A 20521-nucleotide genomic window follows, 5' to 3' on the forward strand; every position below is an offset into this window, starting at 1 on the left:
TATATTCTTTCATTATTATATTAAATGCTATTCCGCTTTAAATGGCATGCGCCACTTCATATGCCTGCCAGATGGAGGTCATGATACTTCCTACCTTGTTTCCATCGCCCACTTCATAGATTTCGGCACCTATGCCTTTTAGCTGTTCACGCATGGAAGGCAACGGACGGAATCCTACCGACATGATGACCGTATCGGCCTGTATCGTCTGCACTTCACCGCCGGGCAATGTTACTACTGCACCCTCATCATTGACTTCCGAAAGACGGCAACCACACATCAGTCTGGTTTGATAATGATCGAATGCATCCAGCAACATCTGTTTGTTGCCGAAAGGCACTTCTCCTGCCGAAAGAATATTATCCAATGCTTCAACAATGGTCACCTGCTTTCCCTCATGAATATATTCCAATGCCATTTCACATCCTACAAGCCCACCACCGACTATCACAATCTGTTCGCCGACCTCTTTGTTGCCCACAAGGGCATCTATGCACGACAGTGTCTTGGCATGGTCAATGCCTTTCAGTCTGCCCGGCATTACAGCTGATGAACCAACCGCAAGAATAACTGCATCGGGATGAAGCCCGGCTATCAGCTCCGGTGTGGCCTCTGTGTTCATGCGTATTTCCACATTTGGATTGACTGCCAGTTCTTGTTTATACCACTCGTTCAGCTCCAGCACTTCGCGTTTGAAGTCATGTTTTCCTGCCGGGAGCAAATTACCTCCCAATGTATCGGACTTCTCGATAAGGATAACGTGGTGTCCTCTCATTCCGGCAGTACGCGCAGCCTCCATTCCGGCAACACCACCTCCTACAATTACGATGTTCTTCTTCACTAATGCAGGCAATGCCCGGTAAGTGACGCTACGTCCCATCTCTGGATTTACAGCACAAGCTACATATCCGGCAGTGAAATAACGGTGGATGCAGCCTGAGTTACAGCCGATACACGGACGTATTTTCTCCGTATGTCCGGAAAGTACCTTGTTCGGAAAGTCAGGGTCGGCTATGGACGGTCTTCCAAGTACAATGGCATCGAACTTACCGTCACGTATTCCGGCTTCAGCCATTTTCGGATCGTTCATCCGGCTGCCTACAAGTACGGGGATATTTACGGCTTTTTTTACCGCTTCGGCCATCTCTACCATATATCCGCGTGGAATATAGGACGGGGGACAGCAATAGTAAAAAGAATCCAATGTTCCGGTATCCACACTCAGACAGTCGTAACCGTAAGCCTCCAGCAATTTAGCTATCTCAATACTCTCTGCCAAGGTACGTCCGGCTTCTTCGCTTTCATCCCCTGTAAAGGAGGCTTTCCCGAAATCCTTTACAAAAGTGCGTAGTCCCAAACGGATAGACACCGGAAAGTCCTGTCCGCACTCTTTCTTTATGCCTTCCACTATTTCGCGAACTACGCGTAATCTATTCTCTAAACTGCCCCCATATTCATCGGTACGCTTGTTGGTCAAAGTCATGGCAAACTCATCCAGCAAATGCCCCCAATGGAGTGCATGCACTTCCACACCGGCAAAACCAGATGCTTTCGCCAATGCCGCACATTTTATCATCTGGTCTATCTTCTGATGAATCTGTTCTTTTGTCAAAGCCTTTGTCAGGACATCCGGCTGTCCTACAGTGGGAAGCTCGGATGGAGCATGGAAGCCGGGGACGTTCCGTCCCAATCCGAAAGCTAACTGTATAAACATCTTTGTACCGTATGCCTCCAAACGGGCGTTCAGTTCCCGTCCCGCACGTTGGAATACCATGGGATGCTGTAGCATGGTTGGGCTGTTCTTGTCCACCATGGAGTCAGTGGCATGCCCCCACGAGTAAATCAACCCGAAACCTCCTTGCGCACGACGGACAAAGTACTCTATTCCGTCATTGGTATATTCGCCGTGTTCGCCTTCATAGAAGCCGGTGTCCATCGGCGCCACAGCGAAACGGTTCTTGATAGTTACCTTGCCGATGTTGAACGGACGGCCAAGGTTTTCATATTGGTTAGTAGTCATGGTCAATCTATCTTAATCTATTTTTTCATGAATGTCATTGAGCAGAGCCTGTGACAGGCGGTCGCCCTTGATCTCCACTTTAGACAGCATGTCGTCTATTTCCTTTAAATCATCAGTTGTAAGTTCTAAATCTACCGACTTGATGTTATCGTCAATGTACTCTATCTTGTCCATTCCCGGAATGGGGACGATGAACGGCTTTTGAGCCAACAGCCAAGCCAAAGCTATCTGTACGGTAGAAACGCCTTTCCTTGCGGCTATTTCGTTCAACATGGATACGAGCGGCATATTCGCTTTCAGATTCTCTTTTGAGAAACGGGGGAATGAAGCGCGGAGGTCAGTCTTCGGGTCAAAGGTATCATCGGCAGAAATCTTGCCTGCCAAGAATCCTGTGCCAAGCGGTCCCCAAGGAACAAATCCGATACCCAACTTCTCGCAAGTAGGAATGACAGAATATTCTGGTTCACGTGTCCAAATGGCATACTGATTTTGGACAGCGGTTACTGGCTGTACTTTATGGGCACGGCGAATGGTATTGGCACCAGCTTCGGACAAGCCGAAATACTTCACTTTACCTTCCTGTATCAACTCCTTAACCGTACCTGCAACGTCCTCAATAGGCACATTCGGATCTACACGATGTTGGTAGAGTAAGTCAATGTAATCGGTCTGAAGACGTTTCAAGGATTGTTCGACAACCTTACGGATATGTTCCGGACGGCTGTTCAGCCCTCCTTCTTCGGAAATCATGCCAAATTTGGTAGCTAGGGTTATTTCATGGCGGAACGGTTTGATGGCTTCACCCACCAATTCTTCATTAACAAAAGGGCCGTAAGCCTCGGCAGTATCAAAGAGTGTGATACCACGTTCGTAAGCGGCGCGTATGGTTCTTACACCTTCTTCTACCGGTACGCCAGCACCTGTTCCAAAACTTAAATTCATGCAACCCATACCTAAGGCTGACACTTCCAATGATCCTAATTTTCTTGTTCTCATATTTTTTTTATTGATTAAAATTTATTCTAATCTGCTCCCAGTGTGCGGTGAAAGAATGCAGACAGCTTTTCTACGGCAGGAGTTACGTATTCAGGTTTATCATAAAGTTCGATATGTGATGAACCTTTGATTGCATAGACTTCCTTATCCTTTCCCGGCAAAGCGTTATAGAACCGTTTGGTCTGCCATTCGGAATCAGCCTTGTCGCCCACGATTAAAAGGACAGGTTGTGTCAGCAACTGAATGTTTTCTATGGCAGAGAACGCCATCTTGGTAGCCTGGCTGCGACGCAGGAAATAATTATCAGCCCGAGGGTGAAAGGCTCTTACCGTGCGATAATAGTCATAACCTTCGCGGAAGGAAGGTGCCGTTTCAGCAGTCGGTGTAGGACACATATAGACTTTCATCAAATGTTCTCCACGGGCTTCACGTGTCCGCTGACTGGAAACGTCTTCAAGTATCTTTATTTGTTCCTCTACCGTTCTTCCTTGCAACCAACTCTCACGGTTGGCTGCACCAATATCTGCTGCGCTGACTCCGGCAACCGCACGGATGCGACGTTCCGTAGGTGCAGTACCTATCACATATCCGCCTCCAGCACACAATCCCAATGCACCAATTCTGTGCTCATCAATGAATGGAAGGGTTACCAGATAGTCAACTGCATAGCGGATATCTTCCACTCGTTCATAAGGAGCTTCCGAATAATGGGGCGTACCACCACTCTCACCTGCATAAGCTGCGTCAAAAGCTAATGTCACGAATCCTTTTTGTGCAAGCAGATGGGCATACAATCCGGAAGACTGTTCCTTGACACTTCCCGCCGGATGTACACTGATAATAGCCGGATAATGTCTGGAAAAATCAAAATCGGCAGGCAGGAACAAATTTCCGACCAATACAATGTTGTTGCTTCGCAGAAAGGATACTTTCCGTACGGTCACACCCGTATTGGCAGTAATAGGAGTAACTGTAACCAATTCTGTAGCAGGAATTCCCGGTAGTTCCATTTCCTGTGCCTGCATATTTGTCACCGTCATTATTGCGGAGACTAAAAAGGTTAATGCAAATATTCTTTTCATCTGTTGATAGACTTTATAAGAGTTCTAATACTTGTTTTAATTTTAAGTTTCAATATGAAAACTTTCTGTTCTCTCAAAAACTTTGCTTGGATTCTTTTCTTTGTTACAAGTGCAAAGATAAAGGCTTTTACCATGGAAGAAGTTACACAAAACACCTGTTGTTTTACACATTTTACGCAAATGGTAAACTAACTATAAAACTCACTACTTCAACGGTTTTACTAAGGTATCGGTGCGGTGCGTTTCTTCCAGAATTAAACCTTGCGGATACATTTCCCATTGCTGATATATTACTGCAATGGCAACAGACATATCTTTTATCCTTTCGTAATATTTAGCTTCTCCAGCCATGCGTTCACCGTTTCTCTGCCGCTGCGCACATCCTGCCCGCGCATGCCGAAGGTCTCCAGATAGGTGGCATCGGGAAAGTAGGACTTCAGCAGCGTGGTGCAACTGCTTACGCCACTGCCTTCGTGCGTACCGAAAGGCACTATCGTTTTACCGGACAAATCATACGCTTCATAAAACGTGCGCATAATCATGGGCGGAGCGCCGTACCATATCGGGGCACCGACAAACACGGTGGTATAGTCTGTAAGGTTCTCCAAACGGTTCTTGATGGCAGGGCGTGCGTTGCTTGCCGTCTCCTGCTGGGAGACTTGGCGCATCTCGTCATAGTTGGTGGGATAAGCCACTTCGGGCACTATCTCGAAGACGTCGCCGCCCGTATAGTCCTTGATGTAGCCGGCAAGGACAGCGGTATTGCCCACTGCCACCTGACCGACGGCATAGTTCTCTCCGGCACGGGAGAAGTAAACTATCAGGGTACGTCCGCTTTGTCCCGGACGGGAAGGGTCTTCGCCTTCGTTTTCAGAAGAATCTGTGTTTTCGTCCTCTTCTGTGGGCGGAGTAACTTCAGGAGCGTCCTCGCTACCACACGACAGCAGCAGGAAGCTCAGCAGGCAGGCTTGTGCGATTGAGAAAAGTTGTTGCTTCATTCTATACATTCTATTATAAGGTGATTATTTTTGTGGCTTCAGCGGTCCGTAGAAGAAGGAAGCCGTTGCACCGCCGTCTATCAGGAAGTCCGCTCCGGTGATGAAAGCGGCCTTGTCGCTCATCAGCAGTTCCGCCACATTCGCTACCTCGTCGGCTGTGCCGGGACGACCTGCCGGACACTTGGCAAACATATTCTTGTAGAAGTCGCCGCGCGGTCCGTTGAACTCGTCGATGGCAAGCGGGGTGACGATGATACCCGGCGAGATGGAGTTGATGCGTGCATCCCGTTCGCCCCACTTCACGGCTTCCGCCATGACACGTTTCACGTTGCAACGCTTCGCCATCTGGTAAGCATGCAATGTGTCACGGATATTTTCCACTTGCAGAACGTCAAGTTTCAGCAACTCTTCTGTAGGAGTGATGGCAAGCTGCTCGTCCACTTCGGGCGTGAGTGCCGGCATACGGTGTCCCGACTGGCTGGAGATGGTGACTCCCGTACCGCCTGCCTTTATCACTTTGCCTACTTCCTCCAGCAATACCGCCGTGCCGTACAAATCGACCTTCAGTATTGTTTCTATGGATGCCTGACTGGGCGATACGCCTGCGGCATTGACCAGCATTGAGATTTCGCCATGCTTCTGCGCTTCGGTTATCAGGTTCAAAATGGAGGCGCGTGAGGACAAGTCCATCTCCATCGGTACTACGTCGAATCCGGCGTTCGTCATTGTCTGCGCGATGCTTTCGGCATTCTTTACGTTCTTGTCACCCAGGATGATGGTCTTTCCATAACCCATGCAGCGGGCTATGGCCATGCCGATTTGTCCGGCACCCGTCAAAATCATTACTTCTTTCTTCATTGTTCTTTATTTTAATTAGTTTGATTAATACAACTTTTTGCGCAACGCATAGAACCCGATGCCCGCCGACAATGTCAGAAACAGGATACCGAGGCACAAGATGACTGAATAGCCTATATGATCGGCTAAGAGTCCCCATCCTCCCGCCGTCAGGGCGCCTCCGCAGGCAAAGGCAATGGAGATATTGGAATAGATTTGCGCGTAATTCTTGCTGCCGAAGACAGTCCGCACCAACATCAGCGTCTGTACCGATACTCCGGCATAAGCCCATCCGAAGAAGAAACCGCCCACGATGGTCAACCACAGCCCTACCCAATGTCCGCCTAAAAGCAATGCCAATCCGACAGCTCCGGACACGAATGTAGCCAGAACACCGAACTTATTGTTATAATCGTTGATAGCCCCCAATGCGACTTTTCCTATAGTGGCTCCAATCATTACTGCCGAAGCCACAAACGCCGCCTCTTTCAGCGAGAAGCTGAGTCCGGTCACATAATCGGGCACAAACAGATTCAGCGTGGATACCGAAATCATCAGAAAGGCGAACAACAGCAGTCCGTAGAACTCCGGCATCCGCAGGGCACGTGCATATTCAATTCCCTCGTTCGGCTTCACCGCCTGTGCTACCGGTGTCTCGCCATAGGGTTGCATTCCTTTGTCCTTGGGATAATCCCGCAGCAGTAGTCCGATGAGGGGTGTCACCACCAACAGGATGATGGCACCGAAGATACCGTATGTCATCCGCCATCCATATTCCGTTATCAGGTAAGCCCCCAACGGATTGAACAGAACACCTCCGATGCCCGAAGCGGCACTGCATACGCCGATGAAGAAGCCCACGCGCGTTTTGAACCAGCGGTTCACCAAAATCGGGAAACTCAGATAAAGCAAGAAAGCCAACGTGATACCTAATACACCACCCGCTACATAAAACTCCCAAACGGAATCGAAGAATGACATACCTACCAGACACGCACCCATCACTACCGAACTGACGGTCAGCAGCAGGCGTGCGCTGTACTTCTCCATCATCCGTCCTGCCACCGACAGAGCCAGCGACGAGAACAGATAATTGAGCGACATATATATACCTAATTTTCCAACCGACACGCCCAATTCCTGGCTGATCGGCTGATAGAAGATTCCGGCACAGCTTATCACCAGTCCCACATTGATTCCCATAATCAGGCAGCAACAGAATACGATGACGTATCCATAATGTATCACGCCTTTACTCTTTATTATTCCTTGTTTCATACTAACTCGTTTTAGATTGTTTTTCTGATGGCAAAGATAGAGGTATCCCTTCTATAACCACTTAGCGTAATTACAGATTGGCTTCATCATATTACTGATTTTGCACATGAATTAACCAATTGATTATATGCTACTTAATAATTTTACGGATTTGCTTACCATATTTACAGATTTGCTCGTATCAGTGATTGCTATTGTCAAGAAGTGACTACCTTTGTAGGCGAAAATCATAAAGAACATGGAAAAGGATATATTGAACTTCAAATCCATAGCCGAATATAACGAGGTGCTCGGTGTAGAGACACTTCATCCGTTGGTCAGCATCATCGACTTGTCCAAAGCCAACCCTATGCGCCACATGCGGCATACTTTTAGTTTCTATTCCGTCTATCTGAAAGATGAGAAGAACTGCGATTTGCTCTATGGCCGTCGTTATTACGATTATCGCAAGGGTTCTGTACTCTGTATGGCTCCCGGTCAGATTATCGGGGTTGAAGATAATGGCGAAGAGTTCCAGCCCAATGGATGGGCATTACTCTTTCATCCCGACTTGATTGCAGGTACGCCTCTGAATCGTATGATGAAGGAATACACTTTCTTCTCTTATGAATCCAATGAGGCTCTTCACCTGTCCGAACGCGAGCGGGAAGTCTTCATGGACAGCCTGCACAAGATACATGATGAAATGGAGCATAACATAGACCGTTTCAGCAAACGACTTATTGCTTCCAACATAGGGTTGCTGCTGGATTATTGTCTTCGCTTTTACGAACGTCAGTTTATTACTCGACACGAGGCGAACAATGATATAATAGCTCGTTTTGAAACACTGCTGAACCGTTATTTCGAAGAAGGACGTGCAAAAGTAGACGGCATTCCCACGGTGAAATATTGCGCATCCGAACTTTGCCTCTCACCGAATTATTTCGGTGATTTAATAAAGAAGGAGACAGGACGGACACCTATGGAAACTATTCAGGGAAAAATCATAGAAATAGCCAAAGGGATGCTTGCCGAAAAGGAAATGAACATCAGCGAGATTGCGAACGAACTGGGGTTTCAGTATCCGCAGCATTTCACCCGTATCTTCAAGAAGGTGGAGGGATGTTCGCCCAATGAGTATCGGGCACGGAGCAATTAGGAGGAACTATCTCGTTCCTCCGAATACCTCAGACATCGGCATGACAGAAAGTATTTCGTCGATGTGAGCTATTTCATCGGGCGTAAGGCTGATGGCAGCTGCTTCTCCATTCTCCCGCACTCGGCTCATCTTTCGGCTTCCGGGGATAGGTACAATCCACGGCTTCTTGCATATCATCCATGCCAAGGATATTTGGGCAGGAGTCGCTTGGTGTTTTTCGGCCAGACGCGTTACAAAATCCAGCAACTGGCGGTTCTGTTCATAGCTTTCCGGACGGAACTGCGGCATGACACTGCGGTAATCCGTTCCTTGTTCAAAACGAGAGTCCTTGCTGAACGCATTGGTAAGCAAGCCGTTTGCCAGCGGAGAGAAAGCAACGAAGCCGATACCCAATTCCTCCAATACAGGAAACAACGATTCATACCAACGTGCTATCATGGAGTAGCGGTTTTCCACAGCTGACAGCGGGCATACGGCATGGGCACGGCGAATATTCTCTTCATTGGCTTCGGACAGTCCCCAATGGAGAATCTTTCCTTCTTTTATTAAATCATTCATCACTTCCGCCACTTCCTCAACGGGAACCCTTGGGTCATTCCGATGCTGAAAGTACAGGTCAATATGGTCTGTCTGCAATCGTTTCAAGGAACCCTCCACTGACTTACGGATAGTGTCGGGGCGAGAATCCGGCATGAGCGGATAAGGGGCAGGCCTGCTCAGGTCGAAAGACAAGCCGAACTTGGTTGTCAGCACAATCTTGTCCCGATAAGGCTTCAGGGCTGTTCCCAAAAGGTTCTCATTGTGATGGGGATCTTCCGGAGTTCCGTAAACTTCGGCCGTATCAAAGAGCGTGTAGCCCAACTCAACGGACTGCGCCAATAATTCGGTCATTTCCTTTTTGTCCGCAGCGGCTCCATAGGCATGGCTCATGCCCATACAGCCCAATCCTACGGCAGAAACTTCAAGAGTTCCCAGTTTTTGCTTCTTCATAACTACAATATTGCATCAAAGTAAATACGATTCTTTTCTGGCCGATGTCCTATAACCTCTTGCCGAAGAAATCGACCAACTTGCCTACCACCTGCTCTACATATTCGGGTACGTAATACGTCTTGATATGCGTGGCACCGGGGATAAGGAACAACTCCTTGTCTTTCGTTCCCGTAGCCTTGCTGTAACATTGTTCCGTCATGTAGAATGTATCGGCAATGCTTCCGGCAATCATCAGCAACGGTTGGTTGATAAGGTACATGCCTTCGCTTGCATCGAAAGCGAAAAGGTCTATCAGACTACTTTTGGTGTATTTGAAGGTTGAATTAGGGTGCGCATGGCTCTGCAGATAATATTCGTATCCGTCGCGATAGAGATCGAACGGGAGCTTGGCAGCCTGTTCCGGTGTTACACCGCTCATGTCGCCCACATATTCCGGCTCACCACCTTCCGCTTCCCTCTGGCGTGCGGCACAGGCATCGGCAAGACGTTCCTGAATCTGATTGACCTGCGAATCCATAAATCCGTTGCGGCGCACCAGTCCCGTGTTGAACATGCTTAGTGTGGCCACTGCCTTGAAACGCTTGTCGGTCTGTGCGGCCTTCAACGTATAGCCGCCTCCTCCGCAAATGCCGAGGATACCCATACGTGCCGGGTCTACACCCGGATATTGTGCCAGAATGTCTGCGGCACGATGAATATCCTCCACCCGGCTGGCAGGCTTGTCCGTGTTGCGCGGCTCGCCCTCGCTGGCTCCCTGATAGGCCGCATCAAAGGCAAGGCAGATGTAACCGGCCTCCGCCATACGCTGGCTGTATGCTCCGGCCACCTGTTCCTTTACGCCGCCGTTCGGGTGAGCTACCACAAGGGCGGGATAACGCTTTGACGCATCATACCCGGCAGGGGTATAGACATTGGCTGCCATCTTCAGCCCGTTCAGCGTGTAAGTAATGGGGTGGATGTTCACTTTGCCGGTTACGTTTTCCGTAAGGGCATTTTCATATACCAATCCAAAGGGATTGTTTTGGGCGGACAGCCCTGTTGTAATACTTCCGAAAATCATGATGATTATTGTTTTGATGATAGTTGACTTCTTCATTTGTTCCTTGTTTTTAACGCTATTGATTATTCCTGTTTGTTACATTCTTAAGCACATTTCGCAGTGGAGCGGAATGTGTCTCTCCCAAGTTCATTTCGATGATGTTCAGCAAAGCCGTCAATTGCCGGGGAGTGATGCCCAAATGCAGGCAAATGCCCATGTGTCCGTATGCCATCGGCTCCACTCCGCCCACTCCGGCAAGGATGGACACCGTAGCCAGTTCCCGCTCCTGATAGGTCAGCAGGTCACGCTCGAATATGTCCGCAAAGAGATGTTCCTTCAGGAAGACTTCAATGGTCGGGGCGAATATGGCATAACCGGCCTTGGGCGCATTCACCGGTGCACCCGTCAGGATGGAAAGTATCTCGCGGCCACGGTCGAACTTGTTTCCTTCCTTATTTATAGGCGCTGCCTCACGTCCCTGCTCGTCGTGGATGCCGTTCGCTTCACGTTCTTGTTCTACATCCATGAAGGTCTGTATGGCACGCAAACTGCGTGGAAATCCGCAATAGGCATACGCCTGAATCAACACTTCCTTTATTTCATTGACCGTCATTCCTGCCTCCAGTCCCTGAACAAGAGCTTGCCGCAAATGTTCCAAATCACCTTTCCCCGTATATGAGGCTATGGCTACAATGGCCTGCTGACGGGCATTCAGTTCTTTATTCTCCTCTGCATAACGGTTCATGTCCTCGTTGGTCGCGGCGAGATATTCGGCCGTTTCCACTTGATTCTGCCAAGTCACCACGTTGGTCTTGGGGTTGCACGATATCGCAAGGTGGGCAAACCAACTGTCGGGCGCAGCACCGTGCCAGTGCTCCACATTGGGAGCTATCTCCACTATATCGCCCGAGAAAAGCCGGCGGGCGGGCTTTCCCTTTTCCTGATAATAGCCCGTACCGGCAGTGGCAATCAGAAGCTGTCCTCCCGAATGTCTGTGCCAGCTGTTGCGGCAGCCGGGTTCAAAAGTAACATTGGCTATCGGAACGTTCAGTTCCTTCTCTTGAGAAAGACGGAACAGATAGACTTGCCCGGTGAAGTTCTTCGTCTCGGGAAGTTTGTTGCCCAAGGCATAGGGCTGCCGGAATGTGTCAGCCGCATTCTGGGCATTCGCATGAAGGCTCAAGAAGGCGATGGCACAACCGGCCATGATTCCTTTTAAAATTTGTACGCTCATATTCTTTCGTTTACTGTCATTATTCACTCAATACTCCCATTCGTTGCAGCCAGCCGTTCACACCGTCGGCACTGCCCGGCATGTCGATTCCGGCATCGTCACTCTGCGGACTGCGGATATTGTCGGGGGCAAGGTCTTCGGGAAGCGTTGCCGGAAGATGCACGGAACGGGGTGTCACCTTATATATCTTCTGCATGCCTTCGTTCAGATAGGTGGTTGCCCCGTAGGTGAAGAACGGGATAACGGTCTTTCCGCTCAGGTCGTATGCCTGGAGGAACGTGCATACCACCATGGCGGGCTGATGCCACCACAGGGGCGAGCCGATGAAAATCGTATCGTATGCAGCAACGACATCCGCTTCGGGAAGGTTGGCGACTTCGGGACGCAGGTCATTGTAGGCCTCGTTCTGAATCAGTTCGCTGTCATCGTACGGGTTTGCAGCGTAGGCTTTCGCCGGTTCGATGCGGTAGGTGTCCGCTCCGGTCAGTCCGGCGATGCGGCTTGCCACCGCCTGCGTGTTGCCCGTTGCCGAGAAATAGGCTACGAGAGTCCGGCTCTTTCCGGCAGGCATTTCAGGCTCTTCATTGACAGAAGGTGCGTCTTCACTGTCCGAACATGCGGCGAATGCCGCCAAGGCGAAGAACATCAGCGGCAATGCTAAAAGAATCTTTTTCATTTGTCTTTTGGTTTTGTAAGGGTTATTAATCGGTTTACTTTCACTGCTGCAAAATTAGGGCAAAGATGAAAGCGCGTCCATAGACAAATTACGGATTTAAATACCAATATTGCAGAATGCAAGGATTTTATAATCAACCCGCTAACACAGATTGCTGATTCACTAACCGATATTACGGATTTTAGCAGTCCGGTTTACGGCTTTCCGTTTTAATTCGTATTTTCGCATCCATAAAATTCCGATGATTATGGACGAAATATGGAAAATGGATACGATAGAGGATGCCAACCGTCTGCTGGGAGTGGAAACCTTGCATCCGATGATAAGTGTGGTTGATCTTTCAACGCTGGACAGCATGAAGATTGGCCGCAAGAGCTTCGGCGTTTACAGCATCTTCCTGAAGGAACTGGACTGCGGCACCGTGGCATACGGGCGTAATAAGTACGATTACCAGCAGGGCACGCTTATCTTCATTGCTCCCGGACAGATAGCAGGGGCGGAAAAGCGGGAAATAAAGCCGAATCCGAAAGGCTGGGTGCTGATGTTCCATCCCGATTTACTGTACGGCACTCCACTGGCGCGTGCGATGAAGAATTATCATTTTTTCTCGTACAGTTCAAACGAAGCGCTGCATCTTTCGGAGCGTGAACGGCAGATTATCATCAATGGCTTCAAGGAGATTCAGGAGGAACTGCAACATGCCATCGACAAACATAGCAAGCAGATTCTCGCTGCCAACATCGAAGTGATACTGAATCATTGCGAACGTTTCTACGACCGTCAGTTTACCACGCGTGAGATCATAAACCACGACCTGCTGAGCCGCTTCGAGAACTTGATGTTGAATTACTTCAAAACCGACAAGCCACAAACCATCGGTCTGCCGTCGGTGCAATATTGCGCAGACCAGTTGCATCTGTCTGCCAACTACTTCAGTGACTTGATTAAAAAAGAAACCGGAAAATCGGCTCAAGAATACATTCAGACTGCTATCATAGAACAGGCCAAAGAGATACTCATGGAAAATAACCGCACCATCAGTGAAGTTGCTTACGACATGGGATTCAAATATCCGCACCACTTGAGCCGCATGTTCAAGAAGGTGACGGGGAAGACACCGAATGAATATCGTGCTATCCAAATTCCCCGTCTATAAGATTGATGCTCTAAAATCTGTCAGCAAGAGTTGTTTATAGCATCTTGCAATTTTACTTCAGAGCCCAATTCTTGATAATTTCCCCTGCGGCATTTACCGATGAACCATAAATTGCCAAGCCCCGTTCTACCCGAGCACCCGGACAGGCTTTCTGAATATCGATTTCACTGTGTCCCATCGCGCTACCTTCGTGGGTACAGAAAGGCCGGATAATCTTGCCCGTGAAGTCGTAGCGTTCGAGCAGGGTGAATACGTGCATCGGTGCGGTTCCCCAATAGTTCGGATAACCCAGGTAAATGGTGTCGTATCCATCCAGACTTTCGGGATAGGCGGTCAGTTCGGGACGCACCTTTCTGCGCAAATCCTCTTTCGCCTCGGCAATGCAGGTGTTGTAGTCGGCTGCATACGGTTCCAAGGGCTCTATTTTGAATAGCTCTGCTCCAGTTGCATGTTGAATCATGCGGGCTGCAACTTCGGTGTTACCAACTTCTACATAGCGATATTCTCCGCCGAAGTAATTCTCGTCGGCACGGGAAAAATAAATAATGATTGCTGCCATAATTCTGATGGTTTAATGGTTGATACTATTCCCCTGTCTGGGGTCTTTTATTTGTTATTGGTAGCCCATTCGGAAATTGTCTTTTCCGAACGACGGACTTGCGAACCTTTCACGTGCAGGGCTTCCGTAACGGTTGCTCCCTTGCACACCGATTTCAGTTCCGAAACCGTATTGAGCAAACCGCTTCCTTCGCTGGTGCAGAACGGAATGATGGTTTTTCCTTTCAGGTCATAATGTTCCAGAAAAGTGTTGATAATGGGTGGATATGTGCCCCACCATATCGGATAGCCAACGAATATGACATCGTAGTCGGTCAGATTTTCCAGCCACTTCCTGGGTTGCGCCTTTTCGCCAGACTCCATTTCCGCCTTGGCTTCTTCAATCATTTTGAAATGATCTTTGGAATATTGCTTGGTTGTTTCTATTTCAAACAAATCACCACCTATCGCTTGCTGAATGTATTCGGCAAACACGTTGGTATTGCCTTTTTCCAAATTCACGATTTTCATTCCAGGCGCAATGGTTTCGCCTTTCATGGAGAAAAACAACGTGATAATTTTCTTGTCCGTTTTCATTTCCGTTTTATTTGTATCGCCCTGTTTGTGGCTCTGTCCACACACAGACAAAACCACTGATACGAGGGCGATAATTAATAGACTGTATTTTTTCATTTTTATCTCTTCTAATTAGGATGGTTTGATTATCCGAAGTTGGTCAGGATGTAGTTTACGAATTGCGGGTCGGTGAACTCCACATTGCCGCCGTCTTGCAAGTTCAGCTTCTCGATGGCTTTCAGCTCATCGGCAGAGAGTGAGAAATCCAGACTGGTCAAGTTCTGCCTCATCCGGTCGATGTGCGTGGACTTCGGAATGGCTACAATTCCCTGCTGTGTCAGGAAGCGGAGCCCTACTTGTGCGGCAGACTTCCCATAGCGGGAGCCGATTGCCGACAATACTTCGTGGCGGAAGAAATTGTGCTGTCCTTCTGCCATCGGAGCCCATGCCATCAGCTTCGTATCGGTCTGTTCCATCAGTTCCCGCATTTCCTGTTGCTGACTGAACACGTTTGTTTCCAATTGGTTGACAGCGGGCATTACCTCTACATGCTTCACCAAGTCGATGAATCTGTCCGGACGGAGCTTACACCTATCGCACGCACCTTGCCTGCTTTCAGTGCTTTCTCCATGGCACGATAAGTGCCGTAATAGTCGCCGAACGGTTGATGGATGAGCAGCAGGTCGATATATTCCGTCTTCAGTTTCCTTAAACTTTCGTCAATCGAGACTGCCGCCTTCTCTTCGCCTGCATTCGAAATCCAGACTTTGGTGGTGATAAACAAGTCTTCCCTTTTCACGTTCGACTTGCTGATGGCTTCACCTACGCCTTCTTCATTATAATATGCTTGTGCGGTGTCTATCAGTCAATAACCTGTGGACAGGGCATCGTTTACACATAGTTCACATTCTTTCGGTTCTACTTGAAATACACCATATCCGAGGACTGGCATTTCTACACCGTTGTTCAGTTTAATTGTTTCCATGATTGTTCTGGTTTTAAAGTCATCCTGCCGTTTCCATTGAAAGGTTCTCTGCAAACCGACAGGATGAACAAGAAATGATTCTTTTATAAATTAAAATGCACCGGTCTTGATATGAGGAACATAAGGAGCTTCCAGTGCCTTGATTTCCTCCTCATCCAACTTGATGTCGAGTGCCACAACCGCCTGCTCGATGTGTTCCACCGAAGTGGCACCCACAATGGGCGAAGTGATGAACGGCTTGGACAACATCCACGCAAGGGATTCCTGCGCCATGGTGCGCCCGTGCTCCTTGGCAATCTTTTCCAAGTTATCTACCACAACTTTGTCCACATCGTTGGTGGCATCCCATACGGCCGGAGATACGTTGTCCACCTTCACACGCTCGGTCATTGTTCCCCACGGATGGGCGCAACGGCCACCTGCCAACGGGCTCCAGGGTACAACAGCCATATTGCGGTCGGCGCACAGCGGCATGATTTCACGTTCTTCTTCCCGATAAATCAGGTTGTATTGCGGCTGCAAGGAAGCAAACTTCGTCCATCCGTTCTTCTCGGCAATGCCCTGCAAGCGTTCCAACTGCCAGGCAAAGATGGTAGAAGCACCGATGTAGCGGGCTTTGCCACTCTTCACCACGTCGTGAAGGGCTTCCATAATTTCTTCCATCGGTGTGTTGGAATCTAAGCGGTGAATCTGATAGACATCCACATAGTCCATACCCAAACGCTGAAGGCTGTGGTCAATCTCCGCCATGATGTTCTTGCGTGACAAGCCACCGCCATTAGGACGTCCCGGACGCATCTCGAAGTTCACTTTCGTGGCAACTACAATTTCATCACGGTTCAGTCCGTACTCACGAATCAGTCGGCCGGTGATTTCTTCGCTCGTCCCCATCTGATAGACATTGGCTGTATCGAAATAATTAATGCCAAGGTCGATGGCTTTCTTAAAGAGCGGTTTTGCATCCTCATAATCCTTTGCCCACGGGAAAACGCCGTTCTCCGGTCCCGGTTTACCAAAACTCATCATACCCAGACATATTCTTGATACGTCCATTCCTGTGTTTCCAAATTTTACGTACTGCATAGTTCTACTGTTTTTTAAGTTTGAATACTAATGTTCTTTCTTTCGATTGCAAAGATAGAGGCTTTTCTGCCGGGAGAGGTTACACATAATCCTCTTGGTTTTACACATTTTGCGTAATTCGTTCTTTTATGTCGTTTTTCTTGTTTACTTTTGCATAAAACGATAGAACAATGGAAGATAACAACGATGTAAACTTCATCTTCTCCACTTCCTTTGAGGAGATAAACAACCCTCTATTTGAGAATTGGGGAGTTCATTTAGTATGTCTGAACGGTTGGGGCAGTTTTTCCTACAACGATAAGACGATATCGGTTACGAGGAATGATGGCATGGTGCTTACGCAACCTACGCTGGCCAAGGATATCGAGCAGAGCGATGATTTGAACATCGTGTTCCTTGCTGCTCCGTTCCGATTTCTCTATAATCAGCTTCCTGCCAACCATTACGGGGTAGGCGGCTGCGTGAGCCTGTTCGATAATCCTATTTTTCATTTGTCCGATGAAGATGCCAAGAGTCTGTTAGATGATTTGTACCGCATCAAGCAACGGATGGACGAACGGGACCATCCTTTCTATAAAGAGATGATGGGTAGCTTGACGCTAACCATGATATACGACCTCTTCGCTTTCCATGCCAAGCAGAACGCCACGGTCAATTCATCGGAACGGGCGACATTCATTGTAAAAGAATTGATTAACCTGCTGTCCGGTGGCAGGGTGAAGACGCATCGCGAGGTGGGCTATTATGCCGAACTGCTGCACGTCACGCCCAAATACCTGTCGGACACAATCAAGCGGAATACCGGACGGAGCGTGCTCTATATGATTGACCAATACACCGTTCCCATGGTGGTGGAGTTCCTGAAGAACAGCACGCTGAGCATCTCGCAGATTGCTGACATCATGAACTTTTCATCGGTGGGCTATTTCAGCCGTTATGTGGTAAAGCATTTGGAAATGTCGCCCAGCCAGTACCGGGCGACATTGCTGCCAAAGAAATAAGGTTGCGAATAATTAATTAGGGTGTCCAGCTCTATGTTCTCGTTTTTGAGATTGGCTTAACAATTTAATCTATTGATTATGAATTAAAACAACCTCATTTTATGATATGATTTTAACTCTTAAAAAAGCATCGTAATTTTCTTTTTAGTATGCTCCATATGCTATGTGGTTATCAGCCCTTTGGAAGATTCACAGTTACTTCTTGAACTAAAAGCCGGAACGTCAAACTGAACACCCTACCTAATAATTAATGAAGTGATATTTCATTCGCTTTGTAACATACCGATTCTCTGTAGCCATGCCCGTACATTATCACGGGATTGTTCGTTGCGGATTTGGTCACCGGCAATACCGTAACTATCCAACAGTGCAGCGTTGGGGAAATACGTTCGAATAAGGCTTACACAACTGCTGATTCCACTGCCTCCATGCGTGCCGAACGGCACAATCGTTTTTTGGGCTAATGCCGGATATGTTTCATAAAATGTCCGCATTATCATTGGAGGACCTCCATACCAAATTGGAGAACCGATAAAAATCACCGAATAGCGGTCCAGATTTTCCAACGGTTTTTTGATTGCAGGTCGGGCATTCGTATCCGATTCATGTTGTGAAACTGCCAACATCGAAGTATAATCAGTCGGATAAGGCGTTTCGGGAATGATTTCATAAACATTCCCTCCCGTAAATTCACGGATGTAATCACCCATGACGGCCGTATTTCCTTTCTCTACATATCCGACATTCCAATTTTCTCCGGCACGAGAGAAATAGACGATTAAAATATCCCCGTCCGGAACATCTGTATCGCCCGGATTATTGACGTTGTTCTCTTCTCCTGAAATCGGCTCTTCCGCATCATTTTTGCTGCACGAAAAGCAAAAAAGGAAACTCAAAAGGCTGCATATAATAACTGATACTTTTTTCATGACTTATCATTTTGTGTGATTCAATTTATCTCAATCCGCCGGAGTGAACGCTCCCAAAAACTTCTCCTGTTCTGCCAAGCTCATGGTAAAGAAGCGTTTTCCCTTTTCCAACGCCCTGATTTCCTGCATCTCCTCATTCGTGAGCGAGAAGTCGAACACATCGAAGTTCTCGCGGATGTGCTTCGGATTGGTCGATTTCGGGAAAACGACATGACCCTGCTGAATGTGCCAGCGGAGGATAATCTGCACGTTGCTCTTCCCGTACTTCCGGCCGAGGCGCGAGAAGACCGGCTCGCCCAACAGTGCGACATCCCCGTGCCCGATGGGATACCAGCTCTCGATGACCGTTCCGCAAGAGGCGATGCGTCCTTTCAGTTCTTCCTGCTGATAATAGGGATGGCACTCCACTTGCAACACGGCGGGCTTTATTTGGGCGGTCTGCAACACCTCTTCCAGCCTGTTGGACTCGAAGTTGCTGAGTCCGATGCTCCGCACCTTCCCCATGCCTACCGCCTTCTCCATATCCCTCCACGCGCCGAGGTAATCGCCGAACTGCTGATGCAGCAACAGCAAGTCGATGTACCCGCAGTCCAGTCGGGCAAGCATCTTGTCGATGGCCGCCATCGTCTTGCCCTCGCCGTACTCGCTGGGCCAGAGCTTGGAGGTAATCCACAGCTCCGCACGGGCAATGCCGCTGTCCTTCACAGCCATGCCCACGCCACGCTCGTTCTGATAGGCGTGCGCCGTGTCGATGTGCCGATAGCCGGTCTGCAAGGCTTCCAAGCAAGCCTTTCGGGTTTCGGCATCGCCGTCTATCTGATATACACCCAGTCCGAATTGTGGAATCCGATTCCCGTCATTCAATGTCAAATAAGTCTGTTCCATCATTTTAAAGTCCTCCTATATTCGTTTACTTAAAGTCCTCCACCGTGGTGAACATGAAGTTCGATTCGCGTTTCTTGATGAGCCACTTGCCGTCCACCTTCACATAAGTGTCCCGATAGCGCACGCCGCTCTGGTTCTTCTTTCCTCCTCCGATGAGCGTGACAAAGCAATAGCTGATTCCCGTGGCTTCATTGCCCTTTATCTCCACCGTCTGCTGTCCGTTCAGGTGATAGACCACATCGAACAGGGCGAGATAATTGGCAAACGCCTTGCCAATCTGTTCCTTTCCTTTCATGACGGACACGCGGTCACCACTCTTGGAATGTACCTCGGCATCGTTCGTGAAGAGCGTCATCTGTGCATCCACATCCTTCACGTCCGCGAGGTTCGAGAAGGTATCTACCAGTTCTTTCAACGCCATCCGGTCGGCCACTTCTGCTGCCGGAATTTGGGCGGCGGTTGTCAACCAACTGCCTGCCACCAATACGATTGTTGCAATCAAGTTTCTCATAACTACTTCGTTTTTAATTTATTTATTACTGTTACTTGGTCTGTTACACCACAACCAGCCCTTGTCCGTCTTGTTCAGAGCCATGTTGCTGTTCAACCGCCACGTTCCGTGCGACCCCCATATACGGGCTTCGATAACCGAAACATAAGTCGCGGTGGCCTGATTCCCGGAAATGCGGATGCTCAAGTCCTGCATTTCGATGGCATAATAGCGCATACTCTCGGCTGCGATTTCGTCCAGCCATTCCTGCTTGGTCTGTGTCGTACCGGTGATGTGTGTCAGGATCAGGTCATCCGCCATCAGCGATGAAAGCGTTTCCACATTCCTGTCTATCATCGCCTGATTCCGGCGTTCGAGCAATGCCATTATCTCCTTTTCTTCTTCTGTCATATCCTCCGGCTGGTTTTGTTCCTGTCCGGCTTCGGGCGTTTCGGGTTCCGCATACTCTTCTCCGGCACAAGCCGTCAGGGAGAATAGCAGAAAAGTGCCGATAAAAAGCGCCCTTACCGTGTCTTTGATAGCTGTTCTCATGATTTTGTTCCTCTTTTTGCTGTTGGCATTAAG

The 20521-nt window shown here is 48.6% G+C and carries 20 protein-coding genes and 1 pseudogene; 3 read left to right on the plus strand and 18 right to left on the minus strand.

Going from position 1 to position 20521, the window contains the following annotated elements:
• Positions 1 to 37: 37 nt before the first annotated feature.
• From QZ135_RS12915 to QZ135_RS12940, 6 genes are all read right to left on the minus strand, one after another.
• Positions 38 to 2020, minus strand: a complete 1983-nt coding sequence (locus QZ135_RS12915; RefSeq protein WP_294609750.1) for an FAD-dependent oxidoreductase — start codon at positions 2018 to 2020, stop codon at positions 38 to 40.
• 12 nt (positions 2021 to 2032) lie between these two features.
• Complete coding sequence (locus tag QZ135_RS12920) at positions 2033 to 3016, minus strand: aldo/keto reductase (protein WP_294609753.1); 984 nt, start codon at positions 3014 to 3016, stop codon at positions 2033 to 2035.
• Positions 3017 to 3042: 26 nt separating this feature from the next.
• Positions 3043 to 4098 (minus strand): alpha/beta hydrolase, encoded by a 1056-nt coding sequence (locus QZ135_RS12925; RefSeq protein ID WP_294609756.1) that lies wholly within the window; start codon positions 4096 to 4098, stop codon positions 3043 to 3045.
• 317 nt (positions 4099 to 4415) lie between these two features.
• Positions 4416 to 5096: a flavodoxin gene (locus QZ135_RS12930; protein WP_294609759.1), complete on the minus strand. Its 681-nt coding sequence runs from the start codon at positions 5094 to 5096 to the stop codon at positions 4416 to 4418.
• Positions 5097 to 5120: 24 nt separating this feature from the next.
• Positions 5121 to 5954, minus strand: a complete 834-nt coding sequence (locus QZ135_RS12935; RefSeq protein WP_294609761.1) for an SDR family oxidoreductase — start codon at positions 5952 to 5954, stop codon at positions 5121 to 5123.
• A 24-nt stretch (positions 5955 to 5978) separates the two neighbouring features.
• Positions 5979 to 7211: an MFS transporter gene (locus QZ135_RS12940; RefSeq protein WP_294609764.1), complete on the minus strand. Its 1233-nt coding sequence runs from the start codon at positions 7209 to 7211 to the stop codon at positions 5979 to 5981.
• 238 nt (positions 7212 to 7449) lie between these two features.
• On the opposite strand from QZ135_RS12940, the gene QZ135_RS12945 reads away from it, so the two are divergent.
• On the plus strand, positions 7450 to 8352 hold the full coding sequence (locus QZ135_RS12945; RefSeq protein ID WP_294609767.1) for a helix-turn-helix domain-containing protein: 903 nt from the start codon (positions 7450 to 7452) through the stop codon (positions 8350 to 8352).
• A 6-nt stretch (positions 8353 to 8358) separates the two neighbouring features.
• Here QZ135_RS12945 and QZ135_RS12950 read toward each other — a convergent pair whose 3' ends face one another.
• Genes QZ135_RS12950 through QZ135_RS12965 form a run of 4 tightly spaced genes read right to left on the minus strand, consistent with a single transcriptional unit; the run spans position 8359 to position 12294 of the window.
• Positions 8359 to 9342, minus strand: a complete 984-nt coding sequence (locus QZ135_RS12950; RefSeq protein ID WP_294609770.1) for an aldo/keto reductase — start codon at positions 9340 to 9342, stop codon at positions 8359 to 8361.
• 49 nt (positions 9343 to 9391) lie between these two features.
• Positions 9392 to 10441 carry an alpha/beta hydrolase gene (locus QZ135_RS12955; protein ID WP_294609773.1) on the minus strand — a complete coding sequence of 350 codons (1050 nt, stop codon included), beginning with the start codon at positions 10439 to 10441 and terminating at the stop codon, positions 9392 to 9394.
• A 19-nt stretch (positions 10442 to 10460) separates the two neighbouring features.
• Entirely contained in the window at positions 10461 to 11618 is a 1158-nt protein-coding gene (locus QZ135_RS12960; RefSeq protein ID WP_294609777.1) for a carboxymuconolactone decarboxylase family protein, read from the minus strand.
• Positions 11619 to 11637: 19 nt separating this feature from the next.
• Entirely contained in the window at positions 11638 to 12294 is a 657-nt protein-coding gene (locus QZ135_RS12965; RefSeq protein ID WP_294609780.1) for a flavodoxin, read from the minus strand.
• A gap of 247 nt (positions 12295 to 12541) precedes the next feature.
• Between QZ135_RS12965 and QZ135_RS12970 the strand changes: the two genes are divergently transcribed.
• Positions 12542 to 13450, plus strand: a complete 909-nt coding sequence (locus tag QZ135_RS12970) for a helix-turn-helix domain-containing protein (RefSeq protein ID WP_294609783.1) — start codon at positions 12542 to 12544, stop codon at positions 13448 to 13450.
• 52 nt (positions 13451 to 13502) lie between these two features.
• On the opposite strand, the gene QZ135_RS12975 is transcribed toward QZ135_RS12970, so the two are convergent.
• The 4 genes and pseudogenes from QZ135_RS12975 to QZ135_RS12990 all read right to left on the minus strand — a co-directional run bounded on the left by QZ135_RS12975 (position 13503) and on the right by QZ135_RS12990 (position 16631).
• Positions 13503 to 14009 carry a flavodoxin gene (locus QZ135_RS12975; protein WP_294609785.1) on the minus strand — a complete coding sequence of 169 codons (507 nt, stop codon included), beginning with the start codon at positions 14007 to 14009 and terminating at the stop codon, positions 13503 to 13505.
• A gap of 47 nt (positions 14010 to 14056) precedes the next feature.
• Positions 14057 to 14680, minus strand: coding sequence for a flavodoxin (locus QZ135_RS12980; RefSeq protein ID WP_294609788.1), 624 nt, complete (start codon positions 14678 to 14680; stop codon positions 14057 to 14059).
• A gap of 29 nt (positions 14681 to 14709) precedes the next feature.
• A pseudogene (locus QZ135_RS12985) lies at positions 14710 to 15548 on the minus strand (aldo/keto reductase).
• 90 nt (positions 15549 to 15638) lie between these two features.
• Positions 15639 to 16631: an aldo/keto reductase gene (locus tag QZ135_RS12990; RefSeq protein WP_294609791.1), complete on the minus strand. Its 993-nt coding sequence runs from the start codon at positions 16629 to 16631 to the stop codon at positions 15639 to 15641.
• Between the two features lie 170 nt (positions 16632 to 16801).
• Here QZ135_RS12990 and QZ135_RS12995 point away from each other — a divergent pair, with 170 nt between their 5' ends.
• Positions 16802 to 17632, plus strand: coding sequence for a helix-turn-helix domain-containing protein (locus QZ135_RS12995; protein ID WP_294609794.1), 831 nt, complete (start codon positions 16802 to 16804; stop codon positions 17630 to 17632).
• A gap of 263 nt (positions 17633 to 17895) precedes the next feature.
• Here the strand turns inward: QZ135_RS12995 and QZ135_RS13000 are convergent, their stop codons facing one another.
• From QZ135_RS13000 to QZ135_RS13015, 4 genes are read right to left on the minus strand one after another with little or no spacing between them, the layout of a single operon-like run.
• A complete protein-coding gene (locus QZ135_RS13000; RefSeq protein ID WP_294609797.1) occupies positions 17896 to 18561 on the minus strand; it encodes a flavodoxin in 666 nt (221 codons plus the stop codon).
• Between the two features lie 30 nt (positions 18562 to 18591).
• On the minus strand, positions 18592 to 19449 hold the full coding sequence (locus QZ135_RS13005; protein ID WP_294609800.1) for an aldo/keto reductase: 858 nt from the start codon (positions 19447 to 19449) through the stop codon (positions 18592 to 18594).
• 22 nt (positions 19450 to 19471) lie between these two features.
• The gene (locus tag QZ135_RS13010) at positions 19472 to 19957 is read right to left on the minus strand and encodes a nuclear transport factor 2 family protein (protein WP_294609803.1); all 486 of its coding nucleotides are present in this window, start codon (positions 19955 to 19957) and stop codon (positions 19472 to 19474) included.
• Between the two features lie 18 nt (positions 19958 to 19975).
• Positions 19976 to 20488 (minus strand): nuclear transport factor 2 family protein, encoded by a 513-nt coding sequence (locus tag QZ135_RS13015; protein ID WP_294609808.1) that lies wholly within the window; start codon positions 20486 to 20488, stop codon positions 19976 to 19978.
• Positions 20489 to 20521 lie beyond the last annotated feature (33 nt).

Origin of the sequence: uncultured Bacteroides sp. (genome assembly GCF_905207245.1) — a bacterium.
Taxonomy (GTDB): domain Bacteria; phylum Bacteroidota; class Bacteroidia; order Bacteroidales; family Bacteroidaceae; genus Bacteroides.